The 18101-nt window shown below is 64.6% G+C and carries 16 protein-coding genes, 1 pseudogene and 1 riboswitch; of the genes and pseudogenes, 5 read left to right on the top strand and 12 right to left on the bottom strand.

Annotation, left to right across the window (positions count from 1 at the left end):
- Positions 1-16: 16 nt before the first annotated feature.
- From alkB to AC1RQK_RS35810, 6 genes are all read right to left on the bottom strand, one after another.
- Entirely contained in the window at positions 17-661 is a 645-nt protein-coding gene (gene alkB, locus AC1RQK_RS35835; RefSeq protein WP_492373030.1) for a DNA oxidative demethylase AlkB, read from the bottom strand.
- Between the two features lie 2 nt (positions 662-663).
- Positions 664-1356, bottom strand: coding sequence for a 2OG-Fe(II) oxygenase (locus AC1RQK_RS35830; protein WP_492373029.1), 693 nt, complete (start codon positions 1354-1356; stop codon positions 664-666).
- Positions 1357-1382: 26 nt separating this feature from the next.
- Complete coding sequence (locus AC1RQK_RS35825; RefSeq protein WP_492814140.1) at positions 1383-1694, bottom strand: methylated-DNA--[protein]-cysteine S-methyltransferase; 312 nt, start codon at positions 1692-1694, stop codon at positions 1383-1385.
- Between the two features lie 99 nt (positions 1695-1793).
- A complete protein-coding gene (locus AC1RQK_RS35820) occupies positions 1794-2369 on the bottom strand; it encodes a hypothetical protein (RefSeq protein ID WP_492814138.1) in 576 nt (191 codons plus the stop codon).
- 76 nt (positions 2370-2445) lie between these two features.
- The gene (locus AC1RQK_RS35815) at positions 2446-2919 is read right to left on the bottom strand and encodes an FAD synthase family protein (protein WP_492373026.1); all 474 of its coding nucleotides are present in this window, start codon (positions 2917-2919) and stop codon (positions 2446-2448) included.
- A gap of 187 nt (positions 2920-3106) precedes the next feature.
- Complete coding sequence (locus tag AC1RQK_RS35810; RefSeq protein ID WP_492373025.1) at positions 3107-3574, bottom strand: ester cyclase; 468 nt, start codon at positions 3572-3574, stop codon at positions 3107-3109.
- A gap of 395 nt (positions 3575-3969) precedes the next feature.
- Here AC1RQK_RS35810 and AC1RQK_RS35805 point away from each other — a divergent pair, with 395 nt between their 5' ends.
- Positions 3970-4773 (top strand): hypothetical protein, encoded by an 804-nt coding sequence (locus AC1RQK_RS35805; RefSeq protein WP_492814136.1) that lies wholly within the window; start codon positions 3970-3972, stop codon positions 4771-4773.
- Between the two features lie 25 nt (positions 4774-4798).
- Positions 4799-5050, top strand: a pseudogene (locus tag AC1RQK_RS35800) (hydrolase); the annotation flags it as partial.
- Positions 5051-5345: 295 nt separating this feature from the next.
- Here the strand turns inward: AC1RQK_RS35800 and AC1RQK_RS35795 are convergent.
- Genes AC1RQK_RS35795 through AC1RQK_RS35785 form a run of 3 tightly spaced genes read right to left on the bottom strand, consistent with a single transcriptional unit; the run spans position 5346 to position 10244 of the window.
- Entirely contained in the window at positions 5346-6404 is a 1059-nt protein-coding gene (locus tag AC1RQK_RS35795; protein WP_492814134.1) for a HoxN/HupN/NixA family nickel/cobalt transporter, read from the bottom strand.
- A gap of 53 nt (positions 6405-6457) precedes the next feature.
- A complete protein-coding gene (locus AC1RQK_RS35790) occupies positions 6458-7972 on the bottom strand; it encodes a PepSY domain-containing protein (RefSeq protein WP_492814132.1) in 1515 nt (504 codons plus the stop codon).
- A 7-nt stretch (positions 7973-7979) separates the two neighbouring features.
- The gene (locus tag AC1RQK_RS35785) at positions 7980-10244 is read right to left on the bottom strand and encodes a TonB-dependent receptor (protein WP_492814130.1); all 2265 of its coding nucleotides are present in this window, start codon (positions 10242-10244) and stop codon (positions 7980-7982) included.
- 127 nt (positions 10245-10371) lie between these two features.
- Positions 10372-10629: riboswitch (cobalamin riboswitch) on the bottom strand.
- A 304-nt stretch (positions 10630-10933) separates the two neighbouring features.
- Here AC1RQK_RS35785 and AC1RQK_RS35780 point away from each other — a divergent pair.
- Entirely contained in the window at positions 10934-12490 is a 1557-nt protein-coding gene (locus tag AC1RQK_RS35780; protein ID WP_492814128.1) for a methyl-accepting chemotaxis protein, read from the top strand.
- Between the two features lie 37 nt (positions 12491-12527).
- Here AC1RQK_RS35780 and AC1RQK_RS35775 read toward each other — a convergent pair whose 3' ends face one another.
- Positions 12528-13004: a YjjA family protein gene (locus AC1RQK_RS35775; protein ID WP_174428084.1), complete on the bottom strand. Its 477-nt coding sequence runs from the start codon at positions 13002-13004 to the stop codon at positions 12528-12530.
- A gap of 367 nt (positions 13005-13371) precedes the next feature.
- Between AC1RQK_RS35775 and AC1RQK_RS35770 the strand changes: the two genes are divergently transcribed.
- Complete coding sequence (locus tag AC1RQK_RS35770; RefSeq protein WP_492814126.1) at positions 13372-15042, top strand: S-layer protein; 1671 nt, start codon at positions 13372-13374, stop codon at positions 15040-15042.
- A gap of 206 nt (positions 15043-15248) precedes the next feature.
- A complete protein-coding gene (locus AC1RQK_RS35765) occupies positions 15249-15416 on the top strand; it encodes a hypothetical protein (protein WP_318235508.1) in 168 nt (55 codons plus the stop codon).
- 30 nt (positions 15417-15446) lie between these two features.
- On the opposite strand, the gene AC1RQK_RS35760 is transcribed toward AC1RQK_RS35765, so the two are convergent.
- Together AC1RQK_RS35760 and AC1RQK_RS35755 are read right to left on the bottom strand one after the other, a co-directional pair.
- Entirely contained in the window at positions 15447-16901 is a 1455-nt protein-coding gene (locus tag AC1RQK_RS35760; protein WP_492814124.1) for a GntP family permease, read from the bottom strand.
- Between the two features lie 79 nt (positions 16902-16980).
- A complete protein-coding gene (locus AC1RQK_RS35755; protein WP_492373017.1) occupies positions 16981-17886 on the bottom strand; it encodes a LysR substrate-binding domain-containing protein in 906 nt (301 codons plus the stop codon).
- Between the last annotated feature and the right edge of the window lie 215 nt (positions 17887-18101).

The raw sequence follows: 18101 nt of genomic DNA, 5'->3' as shown, positions 1-18101 counted from the left end.
TCTTGAATTCCGATGCTCATCCCGCTTTGCGGAAGGTGAAGTTGATGCGTTGACTTCCGAGCAGCGGATGCGGCTCTTCTTTTAACGGCATCACCCCGTGATAGCGCGGGCGATCGGCCTCTCCCCATACCATCACATCACCGTGGTGCAGAAAAACTTTGAGCGTGGGATCGGAGCGCTCATGTCCACCAAACAGGAAGGTGGCCCTCATGCCTAAAGAGACCGAGACAATAGGTGCTTCGTAGTCCCGCTCGTTCTTGTCCTGGTGCAACGAGAGCCTCGCGCCAGGCAAGTAGCGATTCACCAGACAGGAATCTGGCTCAAAATCGGCGAATCCCGCTGCTGCCGCTGCTTCGTTGGCGAGTCGCGCGAACGCGTCGGGCATGGCAGGCCACCGCTCGCCGGTGTCCGGATCAATTGAGGTGTACCGGTAGCCACGCCGGTCTGTCGTCCATCCCAGTGCCCCGCAGTTCGTCAGCGCAACCGACATGGTGAAACCTCCAGGCGTCACCATGTGTCGAAACGGCGACATGGCCGCGATGTCAGAAATGGCGGGCATCAGTTCGCTCACATACGGCAGTGCGAATCCGCGCAGCACCAAGGCGCCTGAACCCAGGCGCAAGCGTTCGCCACTTGTCTCGAAGCGTTCACACGGCTCCATGTTCACCTCGAGTCGTGGAAGATAAGCCCCACCGTATGCCGCTTGCCGCTGCGGATGCGGCTGACGCCATGCCGCATCGCCACGTTTTTGATGCCACGCAACCCCGTCGCTGGCCGCTTGTTGACGGTGAATACCACTGCATCGCCCTGGCGCAGTGCGACGACATCGGCGCGTTGCCCTTTGGTCGAACACTCCGTCATGACGAACTCGCCACCGGCGAAGTCCCTGCCAGGTTCCGACAAGAGAATTGCCACCTGCAACGGGAAAACGTGCTCGCCGTAGAGATCCTGATGCAGGCAGTTGTAGTCACCTTCGCCATACTGGAGGATTAGCGGCGTCGGCCGCGTCTGCCCGGCCTGGTGACATCGGTCGAGGAATACATCCAGCTCATCCGGGTATCGCGTGTCGATTCCCAACTGCCGGTTCCAGCGATTTGCGATCGGCACGAGTTGGGGATACAGCGCATGCCGCAGCCAATTGAGCAGCGGTGGCAACGGGTATGTGAAGTACTTGTATTCACCCCGCCCGAATCCGTGGCGAGCCATGACGATCCGAGCGCGAAAGCCTTCCTCCTTCGAGTACAGCGCCGCGAGCTCATCGCATTGCTCCGCAGCCAGCAGGCCAGGCAAGACGACATTTCCATGGGCATCAAGCGAACGCTCCATGTCGATCCAGTCGTAGGTCAAGCGTTCCATGGGGCTATAGCGCCCCGCATTGGCCCTCATTGCGCGCGCTCCTCGGCCAACATGGCAAGCTTGCGCTCGACACCCCAGCGATAGCCGGACACAGAGCCATCGCTGCGCACCACACGATGGCAGGGAATGACGATGGCCAACACGTTTGCGGCGCAGGCACCCGCCACGGCGCGAACGGCTGCCGGCCTGCCGAGATCCTGAGCTACTTCCAGCTGGCTTCGTCCAACGAGAACCATACCCTGCAATGTCTGGCCGACGGCGAATCGAATAGGGCCCTCTACCCGGGTTCCCGGGGCACGGAAGTTGTACTTGAACGTGGGAAAAGAACGAATTCTCATGGCAAATCGCTCGCATCGGCTTCAGGGTGTCGTAAGTGTAGAAATTCACGCCCGCTGAGAAACTCCGATCTTTGCGGTTGAATTCTTTGGCGGCGCGACTCACCAGCCGGGGTATCTGGCGATGAGTTGGAGCCAGAGCGTGAGACATCCTGCGTCTTGCATGTAGTGCAGGGCCTCGGACGCCTTCCAGGTACTAGGGACTCGCCGCAGCCAGATCGAATCGGGCCCAGACCGGTAGAGCCAAATGACGGTCGCGGCCATCATCTGCTGTTCAGGGGCCATCGCACGAAAGTCGGTACGCCAGCGCGCCATCTCTTCTGGATGGTGCCCGCCGGTACGTTCGTTGTAAGCCGCAGGGCAAACACTTCGATGATGGTCCCCACCGTGCGTTCTGGCGAACAGCTTGAACAATCGAAGCTGCCGAATTGCCTGCAGCAACGATTCGCAATAGCTCTCAGGACTTCGATGGAATGGCACTTTTGACCCTGACAACGCTTCCAGTTGCGCTGCCTCGCTCTCGTCGAGGTCGAGAAGATCGAGGACGAGGTCTTCCAGCCGCATGTCATCGAGTCTCGATGCAATGAGGTTCTGTGGCAGCAAGGCGACTCTTACTGCGGCTACCCAAGTAGCCAGCGACTGTGCAATGGGCTCTGCACACGAGATTTTATTCATCATGGAGGGCATCGCAAACGCGATGCAAGAAGTGAGGGCTGGGCCATAGGCAGATTACGTGTCCGCGATAGGGCGGCCGTCAGATGGCAAAGATAGCGTCCATCACAAGCTCACATCGGCGCACTCGTACAGCGAGGTCGTCGATGTTTTGCAGGGTCTGGCGAAGCGCACTGCTCGATGTGCGCCTTCCATATGGAAAGTAGAAAACTTCGACACCGAGACCCGCCAAGCTTCGTTCGAGCCGATAGCCTTTTTCGGTTCCGCGCCAATCATCCCCCTTGAACAGGACATTGAACCGCAGGTCCTTCCAGATCTCGACCTTGTCATTGGTGAACGCAGGATTGGCCGCATCGACATAGCGCACATTGCGGACAATCTCCAATCGCTCAGCGAGCGGAATGACAGGCTTCACCCCCTTGTGCTGAATCAGAACCTCGTCGGCCACGACGCCGGCGATGAGAACGTCGCAATGCTCCTTGGCTTGTCGCAGAAGATTGAGGTGCCCGATGTGAAAGAGATCATAGGCACCGGGTGCGTAACCGATTCGAATCATGGCAGTGATGTCCTCTCAAGACTGATCGATCTCACTGTCCAGGAATCTGCGACCTCATCCTATCCGGTGCGCTCGGTTTCTGCTCAGGCATTCTGGAATCACGCAACGTGGATATGAGGTGCGCAATGAATAGGCGTCGCGCGACGCGCATACTCCACGTCGCGCCACTTCTCCTGATTCCTGGAAATCAGCCGTCGCCATTAATGGCGGCCTCCTTGATCAGCCCGAGCTGGGTCAGCGCAGCCACACCGTCGTCCAGGCCGAGTTCTTCCACGATCCTGCCGCCGATCACCTTCAGCACGGTAGTACCGGTGAAATGCATCTTGCGGCCAGTTGCGGCAGGCAGACCGCCACTCAGGAAGTCATCAAATGCCGGGCCCGTGTGGGTGCCGCCACCTTCCCACTGGCCGACGACATAGTCGCCTTCGGCAATCAGCTCTGCCGTGCCCCAGAAGTTGAGATCCGGGAACGCGGCACGAAAGTCGGTCATGAAGGCCTTGATATCCTCGCGACCACGACGAGGTTCGTGCAGCGAATACTTGAGCAGCATGTTCGGGGCGGCAATCTCATCGATCACCGCCAGATTGACGTTCTTGCCCCAGAATTCCGTGAACCAACGACCGACGACGGCCTTGTTCTGCTCTTCTTTGCTCATTGGAAAGGTCCTCACAGTTAGTTTCGGGAAGGTTCATCGAAACCATTCGATGCCCTGAGCAAGAGAATAGGCATCCCCACGTTGTTAAGAACTCCGATTCTTGCTGCGCAAACCAATCCGAAGATCGACGTACCGTCTAGGCCAGTGACGGTACCTCATCGTCTGTGCGAGCGGTGCGCACTAGAGTGGCTAGCCGCTCCAGTGTCGTGTCGTGGATTCCATTGGCGCGCAAGCCTTCGCACGTGCGGAACAGATAGGCGTATTGGATTCAATCGCAAGAAACGGAGAGCGCGGCCAAGACCGGCCGCCTACTCTTCATTGCGAGCCAGTCGCGACATGTCTCGGTTCCACGGGCCCGGTATCCGCCCGGTATGTCTTCAAGCAAGGAGTCCGTCATGCCCATCAATGAAGTGCAGCCAGACGCCTATGCAGACCTTGGCGACATTTGGCTTCGGGATCAGTCGGCGAGACTCAGGCAGAAGCATCTACAGTTTGGACGGCACTATCGGATGGATGTCGAGGCGCTGCTGGCTCGAAACGCTCAAGCGACTCGAATGGACAGAGCCGCCGCAATGGCAGCCCCGAGTCATGGCCTGCCCATCGATCGCATTCGGCGGGCGACGATCGAAGCCATTGAACATTGTTCGCGGTTGAACGATCCTTTGGCGCGCATGGCGCTGCTGCCGGCGGCCACCAAATCGAGTTCGCATCCGATGCCGGCATCGGAGCCGCGCGGCGAATTGGGGTTCGCAACACCTGGTGAGTTTTCGCTCATCAACAGGCTCGGTGCTACGCCGCGCGACGAATGGATGGCGGTGCTCACGGATCTTACGGAAGTTGTCGTCGCCGATTTGCATGGCATGCCGAGCTCACTGGGCATCGCGAAAGCCGCGTCCATCGTGCAGAATCGCGCGTATCTTGAGGCGCGCGCCCGCCAGCTCCTGATTTCTCTAACCAAGGATGAGGGAGATTGGCACCTCGGGGTGATTAATTTCGGTGTCGAGGCCCAACGCCACGACTGCGAGTTTCTGATGTGTTTTGCCTTTCAGGCTGCGAACCCCGATCTCTCCGTCACGAGTCCATTTGCCGAGGTTGGATTCGCGCTGCACAAGCAATCACATGCAGATCCGATCTTCATGCTGACCATCAGAACCGCCCTCGGATATGATGCAGCGTCGGTATCGACCCTCCAGGGTTGATCCATCACATCACATCACATCACATCACATCTTCGCCATGCAACGCATGGTACAGGCCGGCGTCGTGCCGGTGACCTGGCAACAGGTACTGCTCGAATGGCAACGCGACTGGGCCCGCCGCGAGACGCACGACGCCGTAATGCAAGTCGTCAGAGAGCACTCTGGCACATATGGCATGGGTATCGACTACACCTTCACCATGGTGCACAAAGCCCCGCAGCGCATTGCCACACCGCACGAGTTGCTCGCGCCGATCCCGGCCCGGATCAGTGTTTGAGCCAGCCCCTCGTCCGCATATCCAACCTCATGACCACGCGCCACTCACTCCAGCCCGCGCCGCACGACCCGGCACGGGCGCCAACTTCTTTATTCAGGCGCGGGCACAGTGGTGGCGGCAACCGCACCTGATCTCTTGGGGCCGCCAGCACGGCGCAGGCGGCCAGCCCGAATCCGCCCAAACGCGTTCTGGGATTATGGAAATGACCGCCTTATCCTCCGATTCCGCGCTTTTGAGCTTGTAGTCGATGACGGTCGCATATCAGCGCTAAGCGGTTATCCGTCCCACCATACCTTCACCCCATCCTCACCTCGATCTCGTCATAACGCCGGACCCGGTACACCACCATCGAGATCAGCCAGCTCAGCACGAACACGCCGATGATCACATAGCCGAGCATGCCGAAATGCTCGTTCAGCTCCCCGATCACATCCCACAGGCCGCCTTCCAGCCCGAGCTTGTCGGCGATCAGCCCGAGTGCTTCGATGCCGCCGATGACCACTGCGACCACCACCGAGACCAGCGTGATGGTCATGTTGTAGTAGAGCTTGCGGATCGGCTTGGTGAAGGCCCAGCCGTAAGCGCCTAGCATCAGGATGCCGTCGGTGGTGTCCACCAGCGACATGCCGGCGGTGAACAGGGCGGGGAACACCATGATGGTCCAGAACGGCACGCCTTTTGCCGCCTCCGCCGCCGATAGCCCGAACAGCGCCACCTCGGTGGCGGTATCGAAGCCGAGACCGAACAGCAGCCCTATCGGGAACATGTGCCAGCTGCGGCTGGCCAGCCGGAACAGCGGGCGGAACAGCCGCGAGAGCACGCCGCGGTTGTTCAGCAGCAGGTCCAGGTCCTGCTCCTTGAGCGCTTCGCCGCGCTTGACCGCGCGGAAGGCACGCCACACGGAGATCAGGATCAGCAGGTTGAAGAAGGCCAGCAGGAACAGGAACAGCGCGGAGACGCTGGTGCCGATCATGCCGCCCACGGCTTTCATGTCGGCAAAGCGCGTTTGCAGCGCGGCGGCGGCAACCGCGATGCCGATCGACATCAGCGTGACCACGGTGGAGTGGCCGAGCGAGAAGAAGAAGCCGACCGTCACCGGGCGCTTGCCTTCCTGCATCAGCTTGCGCGTGACGTTGTCGATGGCGGCGATATGGTCGGCGTCAACGGCGTGGCGCAGGCCGAGCGTGTAGGCCAGCACGGCGGACGCCAGCAGCATGGGGTGGTCGCGCAACGCTGCCAGTGCCCACAGCCAGGCCCCCACGTTGGCGGCGATCAGGAAGACGTAGAGCGCAATGACCTTGCGGCGCACGTCGGCGTCCTGGTCGTTGAAGATGCTGGCTAGAAAGCGGAACATGAGCGGTCCGTGAAAGATGGGGAATTCTGAATGGATGGACGCCAGGCCGGGACTCAAGCCCGCCGGCGGCGCCCGCGAAACAACCTGCGCCAGCCAATCACCACGCCACTGACCGAGACTACCAGCCCGGCAACCGAAAGTAACCAGACCGTTGCATCCCAGGCCGGGCGATGGCGCACCAGCCAGCCAAAGTCCCAGCTGTGCGCGGCATGGAACAGCCATCGGTAGGCACGGCGGCTGCGGTCGCTGCGGCCCAGCAGGTTGCCGGTGTCCGGGTCGATGTACATCCACGTGGCGCAGTCGTCGTCAAAGCGCACGCGCAGCACCGGCAGCTTGCGCGGCTGGTGGTGGCTGTACCAGTACGCGTCGTCCTCGTGCAGCAGGTCGTGGCTGGCCACGGTGGCGTCCAGCATCAGCCGCGCGGCTGCCTGGGCCAGTGTCCGGGCAGAGAGCGCCAGCGGCGCGCCGGTGTTGGCGTGATAGGCGTGCGTGGTGGCCGCGGTCGCCACCAGCATGACCGGCACGCCGGCCTGCCAGGCCAGCTTGATCTCCCTTGGAGGCAGCGCGGTGTCGGACAGCAGGCTCGCCAGCGCCGCACCATCGCCGGCGGGAAAGCGCGGCAGGGTTTCTCCGGCGTAGCGTTCCAGCGCTGGCTGCGCAAACGCGCGCCCGGGAAACCACTGATTGGGATTGACCGATAGCCAGCCGCTGGCCAGCCACGCCACGAGGAACAGCGATGCGGCCAGCCCGGCGATATGGTGCCAGGCCATCCAGCCGTGATAGGGCGACGTGCCGCCGGCGCTGCCGTGCGCAAACCGGCGGCGCACGCGCAGCCGCAGCCAGCCGATCCAGATGCCGCTGACGGCCACGGCAATGCACGCGCCGGAGGTCCACAGCACTACCTGCCGCCATAGCGGCGGGTCGGCCCGCACCGGCGTGAAGTACAGCCAGTGCGGTACCGAGCCGAGCCAGTTCCAGAACCGTTCGGCGCGGTTCGTGTCGCGCATCACCTCGCCGGTCCGGGCAGACACATACAGCTCGGAGCCGGCCGCATCGTCCAGCACAATGCGATGCAGCGGCCGCCAGGGATTGAGCCCGTTGGGCACGGTCCACTGGTCGCGCTCCGCGGTTTCCACCCAGCGCGCGCCCGCCGCGCCGGAGAAACGTTGGGCGATGGCTTGCGCGGCAACGGCATCCACCTGCTCGATGGGCGCCGCGTCGCGGGCGGAGACGGTGTAAGGCTTGCCGTTCCAGTCGATCATCCGGTAGACCGGGTGCGCGCCCATCATCTCCAGGCGCAGGCTGCGCGGAAAGCGGGTGAGGCCCGCGCTGGCCATCGCGGCATCCGGCGTGATCCTTACCCCGGGCAGGTCCAGCGGCGGGAGCCCCGCGTGGCGCTCGGTGTCGGTCAGCGCGGGAAAGGCCACGTACATCATGACCAGTCCCGAGAGAAACCACATGGCGATCAGCAGGCAGCCCGCGATACCGGCCCAGCGGTGCACCAGGTAGAGCCAGCGGCGCGTGAAGCGCCAGCAGGCTTCACGCCAGGGCAGGGGTGTGCTTGCCATGGCCGGCCTAGAAGTAGAAGTTGGCCGTCAGCTCGGCCGCGCGCGGCCGGCCCAGCAGCCACTGGCTGCCGCTGTTGCCAGAGGATTCGGCGTAGTCGCGGTTGAACAGGTTGTACACGCGCAGCGTCAGCGCCGTCTTGCGCGATACGCGCCATTGCAGCGAGGCATCCACCACCGCGTACGACGGCATGGTGGTGGTATTGGCGTTGTTGGTGTAGCGCTTGCCCACGTAGCGCAGGCCGCTGCCTGCCTGCCACCGCGGTGCGAAGGCCCACGTCAGCCACAGGTTTGCCGCCTGCTGCGCAACGCTGGTGGGCACATTGCCATTGCGCGAGACCAGCGCGCCGTTCACGCTTTCCGCGAAGTTGTCGTAGCGGGCGCGCAGCACGGTGCCGTTGGCATCCAAGCGCAACCCGCGCATGAGTTCCACGCTGACCGAGGCCTCCAGCCCGCGCGAGGATTGCTCGCCCACCTGCACCGACAACGCCGGGTTGCTGGCGTCGCGTGTCAACAGGTTCTTCTTGACGATCTGGTAGGCGGCAAAGGTCCACTCGCCGCGCTGGTTCCAGAACGATTGCTTGACCCCGGCTTCGATCTGCCGCCCGGTGGCCAGCTTGAAATCTTTCTGTGCGTCCGAGGTGGAGATCAGTGCGCCAAGGGGATCGGTGGCGGTGGCGTACTGCGCATACACCGACAAGGCTGGCGTGAATGCGTAGACCGTGCCCGCACGCCACGTGATGTTGTTGAAGCTGCGGGTCCAGTCGTCGCCCGTGACCAGGTTGCCGCGTTCCAGCTGGGCATGGTCCAGCCGCACGCCGCCAATTACCGACCATTGCCGGGTCAGCTTGAGGCGGTCCTCGCCAAACAGCGCGGCTTGCGTGGTGTGGGTGCGAAAGCGCGGCGACGTGACAATGCCCGGCGGGCTGAAGAACTGGCCCGGGTCGAACTGGTAGGCATTGACCGTGGACGCGCCGCCATAGGGCGAGTTGTTGCTGTGAGTGAAGTTGATGCGGTTGACGTCGAACCCCACCATGGCGGTATTGGCCATGCCGAACAGCTGGCCATCGATCTTCAGGTCGGCGCGGTCGCCCACCTGTTCCTGGTCATGCAGGATCTCCAGATAGTCGGTGCGGCGCACCTGGCCCGTCGCGGGCAGGAAGGTATAGGACTCGGCGTCGCGCCAGTGGCGCTGGCTGGTGAGGTAATAGAACTGGTTGCGCACCATGACGCGCTCGTTGGGCTGCCACTGCGCCGCGAGCCGGGTCCAGCGGTCGCGGTAGGTGATGTCGGCATCGCCAACGTTGTAGTTCTTCTTGCGTAGCGAGGTGTCCAGGCTGCCGCCCGCCAGCGGCGTGCCCAGGTACTGCATCGGGTGCTGGTCGGCGTCGTCATAGGACAGCGTCAGGTTGAACTCAGGCGATACGTCTAGCCGCGCCGCGGCCGACACCGCCAGGCTGCGCGAGTCGCCCCGGTCCACCCAGCCGCCGGAGCGGCCGTAGCTGGCGTTGAAGCGGTAGGAGAGGGTCTCGTTGACCGCGCCGCCGCTGTCGAACGCCGCGCGCGCTGTTTTTTGCGTGCCGCCGGTGAGCTGCAGCTCGTTGGCGATCGGCGCGCGCATCGGCTTCTTGGGAATCACGTTGACCACGCCGCCGATCGCGCCCTCGCCAACCATGACCGAGGCCGCGCCGCGCAGCACTTCGATGCGGTCCACGGACCAGGTATCGAAGGGGAAGGTGACGGTGCCGGAGGCCACGTAGAGGCGCGTGCCATCGTACAGCTGCATCACCGAGCCTTGTCCTGCAAAGCCGCGTGCCGCGAGCGCCGTGCCGCCGTTGCCGGGCGCGCCATTGGCGGTGATGCCGGTGGCGCGGGTCACGGCCTCGCGCACCGACAAATCGCCGCGTTCGCGAATGGTGTCGCCGGACAGGACTTCCACGCTAGCGGGCGTTTCCAGCGGGGTCAGGGCAAGGCGGCTGCCGGTGCTGGTGGGCTCGGACAGCGCCAGCCCGGCCGGCTGCGAGGCGCTCCTGACTACCACTGGCGGTAGCACCGTGCTGTCGCCGCGCGACGGCTGCGATTGCGCCCGCTCTGAAGGTTGCGCATCGTCCGCCGCCCAGGCGGCATCGGCGCCCAGGCCGGCGAAGGCCCCCAGCGATAGCGCGAGCGCGCAATGATGCGCGAGCTGGCGCGGCGGCTTGGGCGCATGACGACGTTGGCGTGGCGTGACGGCCGCCGGCGAGGCGGTACAGGCAATGCGAGGGCGCGCGGACATGGACTTTCCATCATTGGCCGCGGGGGCGACCCCGCCCGGCGGCAATAAACGAACCAGCCGCGGACGAGCGCGCAGTGACGGCCGGGCGCGTGGCCAGCCGTCTCACGCCTGGCCGCCCGTCCGCAGCCCCGGTGATCGGTAGAAGGCCGGTATCCGGGCTTGCAGGGGGACGCCTGCCGCTGGGGCGCGTCCGGGGTGCCGCCTTCCCGCGCGATGATGCGCAGTGGCTGCCGCGGCCTGTTGGCGCGGCGTGACACCTTTGTACCTGCTGACCGTTGCGGGGGCAGCACAGGATTAGCCGCGGCATGGCCGGCGGCGCACCTGTTTCCCGTTTAACCCCCGCCGCGCGCTGCGCGCCGGAGGCACCTTCGAACCCTTGGCAGTCCACTAGCCAGGTAATTGCAAGTCAATTGCAATTACCGAGTGGAATGCGAGGCGCATTGTAGCCGTATTTGCGCCGCTTTCGGGGGCGGATGGCAGGTGTTTTTTTGGCACCGTGCGGGTGCGCGAGCGTTTCGGCCTGGCACAACCTGTCGCCATTTTGGTGCTTCATGCGACATTTTCTGCGCTTCGTGGCCTTTCGTGCGGTCCTGTCGCGCCTTTCGCTAAAGAAGGCGAGCCCGGCTCCGATATTCGGAGGTGCCGCATGCCTCCTGCATGACCGGCCATTGCCCCGAGAAGCGAATGCCATGAATCGTCTGACCCTGCGAAAAAAGCTGTGGATTCCCCTTGTGCTGGCCTGGCTCGGCCTGCTGTTGCTGACCGTGATGCACGCCTTCCAGACCCGCCAGCTGCAAATGGCCGATCGCCGCGGCGAGCTGGCTAACATTGTCGACATGTCGCTCTCGCTGGTGCGCGACTATGCCGAGCAGGCGCGCCAGGGCAAGATGTCCGAGGCCGATGCCAAGGCCCAGGCCACGGCCCGCGTTGCCGCGCAGCGTTATGGCAAGGATGGCTACATCACCATCGTCGGCGCGGATTCCGTGCTGTTGATGCATCCCATCAACGCCAAGCTCAACGGCAAGAACATGAGCGACTTCAAGGACGCCAAGGGCAACGCCTTGTATGCCGATATCGCGGCCCGCGGCGCGTCGGCCGAAGGCGCTGGCCACCTGGACTACTGGTGGCCCAAGCCGGGCAGCGACCAGCCGAGCCCCAAGATCGGCTACGTGGCGCGCTTCAAGCCGTGGGGCTGGGACCTGGTCGCCGGCACGTATATGGATGACGTGCAAGCGCAGTTCCGCGCCTCGCTGTATCAATCGCTGGGGCTGCTGGTGCTGCTGGGCATCGTGATTTCCGCGGTGGCCACGCTGCTGATCCGCAGCATCCAGAGCTCGGTGGGCGGCGAGCCCGCTACCGCTGCGGCCCTTGCCTTGCGCATGGCCAGCGGCGACCTCACGGCGCGCGTCGAAACCCACCCGGACGACCGCTCCAGCCTGATGTACGCCATCGGCCATATGCGCGACCAGCTCGCCGGCACGGTGGCGGGCATCCAGCAATCGGCCGATTCCATCACCTCGGCGGCCCAGGAGATCGCCTCGGGCAATAGCGATCTGTCGAGCCGCACCGAGCAGCAGGCGGCCTCGCTGCAGCAGACCGCCGCCAGCATGGAGCAGATCACCGCGACGGTGCGCCAGAACGCCGACAACGCCAAGGAGGCCAGCCAGTATGTGGCTGACGCCTCGCAGATCGCGAAGCAAGGCGGCAGCGTGGTCAGCCAGGTGGTGGACAAGATGCGCGGCATCACCGCCAGCTCGCGCAAGATCAACGACATCATCGGCGTGATCGACGGCATCGCTTTCCAGACCAATATCCTGGCGCTCAACGCCGCGGTGGAAGCCGCGCGCGCCGGCGAGCAAGGACGCGGGTTTGCGGTGGTGGCTGGGGAGGTGCGCAACCTGGCGCAGCGCAGCGCGGGCGCGGCCAAGGAAATCAAGACGCTGATCGTCGAGTCGGTGGGCCAGGTCGACAGCGGCTCGGCACTGGTGGAGCAGGCCGGGCAGACCATGGCCGAGATCGTCAACGCGGTCGGCCGCGTGACGTCGATCATGGATGGCATCGCCTCGGCCACCGCGGAGCAGCGCACCGGCATCGAGGAGGTCAATCGCGCGGTCGCGCAGATGGACCAGATGACGCAGCAGAACGCGGCGCTGGTGGAGCAGGCGAGCGCGGCCGCCACGTCGCTGGAAGACCAGGCCGGCGCGCTGCACCATGCCGTGTCGGCCTTCCGCCTGTCGCCCGCCTGAGCACTGAGCGCTGACCGGGCGCTCAGCGTGCCTGGCCCTACAGCAGCGATTTGCCCTGCGCGAGGATCTTGTCGCAGACCTGCTTGGTGACTTGGTCCTTGAGGCCGCCGCCGCTCAGGTCGAACTGCTTGCCATCGCTGCTGCTCAGGATGCCCTTGGCGCCGCTGGTGTAGCCGGCGTCGGATGTGGGAGAGTCGCCGCCGACCTTGCCCAGCAGCTTGTCTTTGACCGAGGCGGCGCCGCTGGCGCCGCCAAGGTAGTTGTTCTTCACGCAGTACTCCAGGATCCCGGCGACATTGCCGGTGCTGCCCGAACTCAGCGATTGCAGCGAGGGCATTCCACTCATCCCGCCCAGGCTGCTGCCCAGGCCGCTCAGGCCACCGGACGAACTCTCGGTGCCGCCCTGCGTGGCGCCTTTGAGCAGGTCCCCGAGCTGCGCATGCGCGGCTGCCACCGGTAGCAGCGCGGCGATCAGGATTTTCACGGCGGTGGTGCGATAGAGGCTGGCGTTCATGCGGCATCCTTCTGGCGGCGTGGAAACAGTCTTCACTATAGTGCTTGCCGCATCGGCCATCGCCTTTCGCTGCAGTGACGCTTTCTTCTCTCCGCTCTAGCCGATTTGCATGACGCGCGCATTAAGCGAGGCTTCGCGCATGCGATTGATCGTTCTGTAAGTCAGAATGTCGTGTCAGTGATACGGATTTTCCCAATTGAGTGTATCGATTTACCCAAATGCTGGATTTGTCGTCTTTGCGTCACCTCTGTGTCACGAACGCCAATCACTATCTGCGCCCACAAGAGCCTTGCCAGCGCGCCCGGACGAAAGACGCGCGGACCAGCCGGGTCAATACAAAACAGAGTCATCAGGGAAATCGAATCCAATGCGCCACACCAGATCCATCCTCGGCCTAGCGGCCTCCTTGTGCATCGCCGGCGGCTTCTACGGTTGCAACGGCAACGGCGAGCAATCCGCCAACACCGCGCCGGCCGCACCGAGCACGCCCGTCACGCCCGTTACGCCCGTTACGCCGCCGCCGGTTGCCGAAGTCACCGGCAAGTGGACCACCGGCGACCTGCACGTCCACACCATCGAATCGAACGACGCGCAGAGCCCGCTCACCACGGTGCTCGACCAGGCCTTCACTGCTAACAACCTCGACTGGATGGCCTTGTCGAACCACCTGCGCGTGTCGGATCGCGATAATACGGGCACGGCAATCGCAGGCGGCTCGATCCCATTCTCGAAGGGCCTGGCTAACTACGAAGTCCCGGCCGTCAAGCAACTGCAGGCCGATGGCCGCTACCCCGGCAAGTTGATCTTCTCGACCTTCGAGTGGGACATGCCCACCCACGATCACGTCAACGTGGGCATCTTCAGCGGTTCGCCCGCACTCGCAACGGCGGTCAAGGGCGCCAACGAATTCGAGTATTTCTTCACCAGCCGCCCCGACACCATGTTCGATCCGGCGGACGTGGCGGCCTGGAACGCCAAGGCGCCGCGCACCGCCGCCTCCAGCCACGCCGATGCGGTGCAGGCGTTCACCTGGCTCAAGACCAACTTCCCCGATACCAGCTACGCGCTGATCAACCATCCGTCGCGCAATCCAGGCAAGTACACGGCCGCCGACTACCGCGAATTCAATGACCTCGCGCCGAACATCGCGTTCGCGGTGGAAGGCATGGTCGGCAATCAGATGGAGCCCGACCGCGGCGGCTATAACAGCAGCTATGTTGATGCGAACCTCAAGTCGCGCACCTACGGCGGCGTGGACTACGTGGTCGCGCAGGTCGGCGGGATCTGGGACGCGCTGCTGGGCGACGGCCGCCGCTTCTGGAACATCGCGAATTCGGACCACCATTTCAAGACCGCCGGCGGGCTTTTCAGCAGCGGCTACTTCCCCGGCGAGTACGCCCGCAATTACGTCTGGCTGGAGGGGACCGGCATCAAGTCAGTGGTGGATGGATTACGCGCCGGCAAGGCGTTCTCGGTGTTCGGCGATCTCATCAACGCGCTGGACTTCAACGTGGCCGCGAGCGGCACCAAACGCGAGATGGGCGGTGAGCTCAAGGCCCGTGCCGGCGACAGCGTGACGGTGACCATCCGCTTCAAGAGCCCGGAGCGCAACAACTTCGAGTACCCGCTGGACAGCGGCGCCAACGTCAACGTCAAGCCCACGGTGGACCACATCGACCTGATCGCCGGCGACGTCACGCCGCGCGCCTTGCCCGGCACGCCTGGCTACAGCAAGGACACCAATGACTCCACCAAGGTCATCGCCACCTTCACCAAGGCCGACTGGAAGCTGGACAAGGACGGCTACAACACGGTGACCTACACCTTCAACGCGGCCAAGAGCCAGTACTTCCGGCTGCGCGGCACCAATCTTGGCATGAACGTGCCGGGCGAGACCGCCAACGGCAACCCGCTGCCCGACCTGAAGACGGACCTGACGGAGAACACGCCGCGCTTCAACGCCATCAACGCGCGCAACTACAACGACCTGTGGTTCTATTCGAACCCCGTGTTCGTGACTGTCGCTTCCGGCACCTGAGGTAGCTGAGGCAGGGGGCGCGCCCGCTGGCGGGGCAACGCGCCCCGATCTGAAAATTCTCATGCGCGGTATTCGGATCTTTACGCATGGCCCAGCCACGCGGCGCCGCGCCTTGACGATCCGGGGGAAACGGTTTCCACTAGCAGTTCGGCCGGGCGCGCGGCGCGCGCCCGGGAACTCACCTGGAGAGAAGGAAACGGATCGCCATGGCCATTACCACCAGCGTCAGAAAAAAGAAGAAGTACCGCAAGGCAGTGCTGAACCTGCGCGCCGCCATCAAGCGCGGCAACGAGGAAGCCATCAGGATCCGCCGCGAGCAGTTGAAGGCGCTGCCCGTGCCGCGCCAGCGCTACGCGCGTGCGGCCACCACCTGAGCGCCGCGCCGCGTTTTACCCGGAAGCTGCCTAGAACGAACCGAAGGCGCCGCCGAGCGCGATGACCGCCGCCAGCGCCGCGATCGGGCCGATGATGCCAACCACCACGATATCGCGATAGCTTTCGCGATGCGTGGTGCCGCAAACCGCCAGCAGCGTCACCACCGCGCCGTTGTGCGGCAGGCTGTCCAGTGTGCCAGCGCCAATCACGGCGACCCTGTGCATCAGGGCCGGGTCGATGCCTGTCACCTCAGATAGCTGCAGGTAAGTGCCGCCCAGCGCCTGCAGGGCGATGGTCAGCCCGCCCGAAGCCGAGCCAGTCAGCGCGGCGAGCACATTGGTGGCCACCGCCAGCGATACCAGTGGACCGCCCGCGATCGATAACACCCATTCGCGCACCAGTTCAAAGGCCGGCAGGGCGGCCACGACCGAGCCAAAGCCCACCAGGCTGGCCACGCTGATTGCCGGCAGCACGGCGGCATTGGCGCCCGCGTCCATGCTCTCGCGCAGCTTGCCCAGGCGCTTGCGGTGCAATGCCAGCAGGCAGAGGATGGCCGCTGCCAGCGCCACCAGCACCGCCCATACGCCCCCCAGCGCCGCCAGGCTGGTGCCGCCCCAGCGCTCGTTCGCCAGGTAGCTCGCGTCCCAGCGGGGCAACACCAGCAAGCTCATCGCCAGGTTCACGGCCACCACCATCACCAAGGGCAGGAACGCGCTCCACACTGCCGGCCATTCGGCGCTGCGCGCGCCGTGGCGCGCTTCGGCGGGATCGAACGCATTGGCCACCGTGGCGCGCTCGCGTACCAGTTCATCGCCAGCGGCACGGTCGGCGGATTCCAGCGCCTCGTCGCCAAAGCCTTCGCCCGCGCGGCGCGCGCCGCGCTCCATGCGCGCGAGCCACCACAGGCCGAAGGCCAGCATGATGGCGGACGCCAGCACGCCCAGGCCCGGCGCGGCAAACGGCGTGGTGCCGAAGAACGGCATCGGGATCGCGTTCTGGATGGCCGGCGTGCCGGGCAGGGCGGACATGGTGAAGGTGGAGGTGCCCAGCGCAATCGCAGCCGGCATCAGCCGGCGCGGGATCTGCGCGGCGGCGAACAGCGCTTGCGCCATCGGCGCTAGCACGAAGAAGGCCACGAACAGGCTGACGCCGCCGTAGGTGACCAACGCGCCGGCCAGCACCACCGCCAGGATGGCGCGCCGTGGCCCGAGCGTGAGCGTCATCCATGCGGCGATGGCATTGACGCAGCCGCTGTCATCCATCAGTTTGCCGAGCAGCGCGCCAAGCAGGAACAACGGGAAGAATTGGGCAAGGAAGCCCGCGGCGCTACCCATGAAGGTCTGGGTCCAGTGCGCCAGCAGGGGCTCGCCGGCCGTGGCCGCGGCCAGCAGCGACGCCGCCGGCGCCACCAGCAGGATGCTCCAGCCCCGGTAGGCCAGCCAGATCAGCAGGCCAAGGGCCAGCAGGATGCCAAGAAGGCCCATGGTGTCAGTGCTCCCGCAGCAGTTTTCAAACCTATACAGCATAGGTGACGCGGCGGTGCGAGCGGTGCAGCGATGAGTGTTATTGCGCTTGCCGCTCCAGCACCTCCCAGAGTTCCAGCAGGGTAGGGTTGCTGGCATGGGCGGCGCGATACGCACAGATATCGAATGCCGAGCACCACGCGGCGTCTCCTGCCGGCACCAGCGTGCCCGCCGCGAGCGCATCGGCCGCGGTGGTGCGCGGCAGCCAGGCCACGCCGTGGCCTTCGCCGGCCATCTTCATCAACAGGATTGCCATGTCGGCCTCATAGCAACGCGCCAGCGCACGGCGTGGCGGCGCGTCTTCGAGGATCACCTCGACGATGCGCCCAAGCGTGGTGCTGGCCGTATAGGCCAGGTAGGGAATCGGTTTGGCGCCACTGCTGCCTAGCGGGAACAGCGGGGCGCCGCGCGCATTGGGCGCGCACAGCGGCATCAGCACGTCGTGCCCGACCGTGAGGCTGCGGAACTTGTCCGGATCCAGCGAGACCGGCACCCGCGCATGGTTGTAGCCCAGCATCAGGTCGCAGTTGCCTTCCGACAGCGCCACCACGGCTTCGAGCACGTTGGCGGCCACGACCCGGGCATTGAACTGGCCGTAGCGCTTCTGGCATGCCTTGAGCCAGCCCGGCAGGAAGGTCAGCGACAAGGTATGCCCGGCGGCGATCTGGATGGCCTTGCCCGGCATGCGGCTTTCCTGGCGCAGCGTGGCACGTGCCTCCATCAGCAGCGTGAGTGCCTCGCGCCCGCTGGTGCAGAAGGTTTTGCCGGCCGGGGTCAGGTCCATGGGGAAGGTGTTGCGGTCGACCAGCACCGCGCCGGCCCAGTCCTCCAGCGAGCGGATGCGCCGTGACAGTGCCGACTGCGTGATATGCCGCAACTCGGCGGCGCGCGAGAAGCTGCGCGTCTTCTCCAGGACCAGCAGGTCGTCGATCCATTTCAGCTGCATGGGATGTGCCTTCGGAAGCGTCGGAACGGTGAGGGAAAGCCTGCCGCCGGCTTGGCCTGCCAAGGGCGCCAGGCCGTGGCCGCAATGCGTATTCCATTTTCGCATAGCTCTATGGCCGATCCGCATTCCGGTGGCCGCCGGGCGGGCCTAAAATCTGCGCTTCCCGTCAGTCAATCTCGCCCCAAGGCGAAGCCAGATCCAGCATGACAGGGGCG

This window comes from Cupriavidus sp. GW822-FHT02D05, from assembly GCF_058802485.1.
Note: the sequence above shows the minus strand (reverse complement) of the source record. Positions and strands in the feature narration are given on the sequence as shown.

Coding starts and splice junctions, on each gene's coding strand:
- alkB (WP_492373030.1), bottom strand. CDS start 661: ATGGAGCCGTGTGAACGCTTCGAGACAAGTGGCGAACGCTTGCGCCTG.
- AC1RQK_RS35830 (WP_492373029.1), bottom strand. CDS start 1,356: ATGGAACGCTTGACCTACGACTGGATCGACATGGAGCGTTCGCTTGAT.
- AC1RQK_RS35825 (WP_492814140.1), bottom strand. CDS start 1,694: ATGAGAATTCGTTCTTTTCCCACGTTCAAGTACAACTTCCGTGCCCCG.
- AC1RQK_RS35820 (WP_492814138.1), bottom strand. CDS start 2,369: ATGATGAATAAAATCTCGTGTGCAGAGCCCATTGCACAGTCGCTGGCT.
- AC1RQK_RS35815 (WP_492373026.1), bottom strand. CDS start 2,919: ATGATTCGAATCGGTTACGCACCCGGTGCCTATGATCTCTTTCACATC.
- AC1RQK_RS35810 (WP_492373025.1), bottom strand. CDS start 3,574: ATGAGCAAAGAAGAGCAGAACAAGGCCGTCGTCGGTCGTTGGTTCACG.
- AC1RQK_RS35805 (WP_492814136.1), top strand. CDS start 3,970: ATGCCCATCAATGAAGTGCAGCCAGACGCCTATGCAGACCTTGGCGAC.
- AC1RQK_RS35795 (WP_492814134.1), bottom strand. CDS start 6,404: ATGTTCCGCTTTCTAGCCAGCATCTTCAACGACCAGGACGCCGACGTG.
- AC1RQK_RS35790 (WP_492814132.1), bottom strand. CDS start 7,972: ATGGCAAGCACACCCCTGCCCTGGCGTGAAGCCTGCTGGCGCTTCACG.
- AC1RQK_RS35785 (WP_492814130.1), bottom strand. CDS start 10,244: ATGTCCGCGCGCCCTCGCATTGCCTGTACCGCCTCGCCGGCGGCCGTC.
- AC1RQK_RS35780 (WP_492814128.1), top strand. CDS start 10,934: ATGAATCGTCTGACCCTGCGAAAAAAGCTGTGGATTCCCCTTGTGCTG.
- AC1RQK_RS35775 (WP_174428084.1), bottom strand. CDS start 13,004: ATGAACGCCAGCCTCTATCGCACCACCGCCGTGAAAATCCTGATCGCC.
- AC1RQK_RS35770 (WP_492814126.1), top strand. CDS start 13,372: ATGCGCCACACCAGATCCATCCTCGGCCTAGCGGCCTCCTTGTGCATC.
- AC1RQK_RS35765 (WP_318235508.1), top strand. CDS start 15,249: ATGGCCATTACCACCAGCGTCAGAAAAAAGAAGAAGTACCGCAAGGCA.
- AC1RQK_RS35760 (WP_492814124.1), bottom strand. CDS start 16,901: ATGGGCCTTCTTGGCATCCTGCTGGCCCTTGGCCTGCTGATCTGGCTG.
- AC1RQK_RS35755 (WP_492373017.1), bottom strand. CDS start 17,886: ATGCAGCTGAAATGGATCGACGACCTGCTGGTCCTGGAGAAGACGCGC.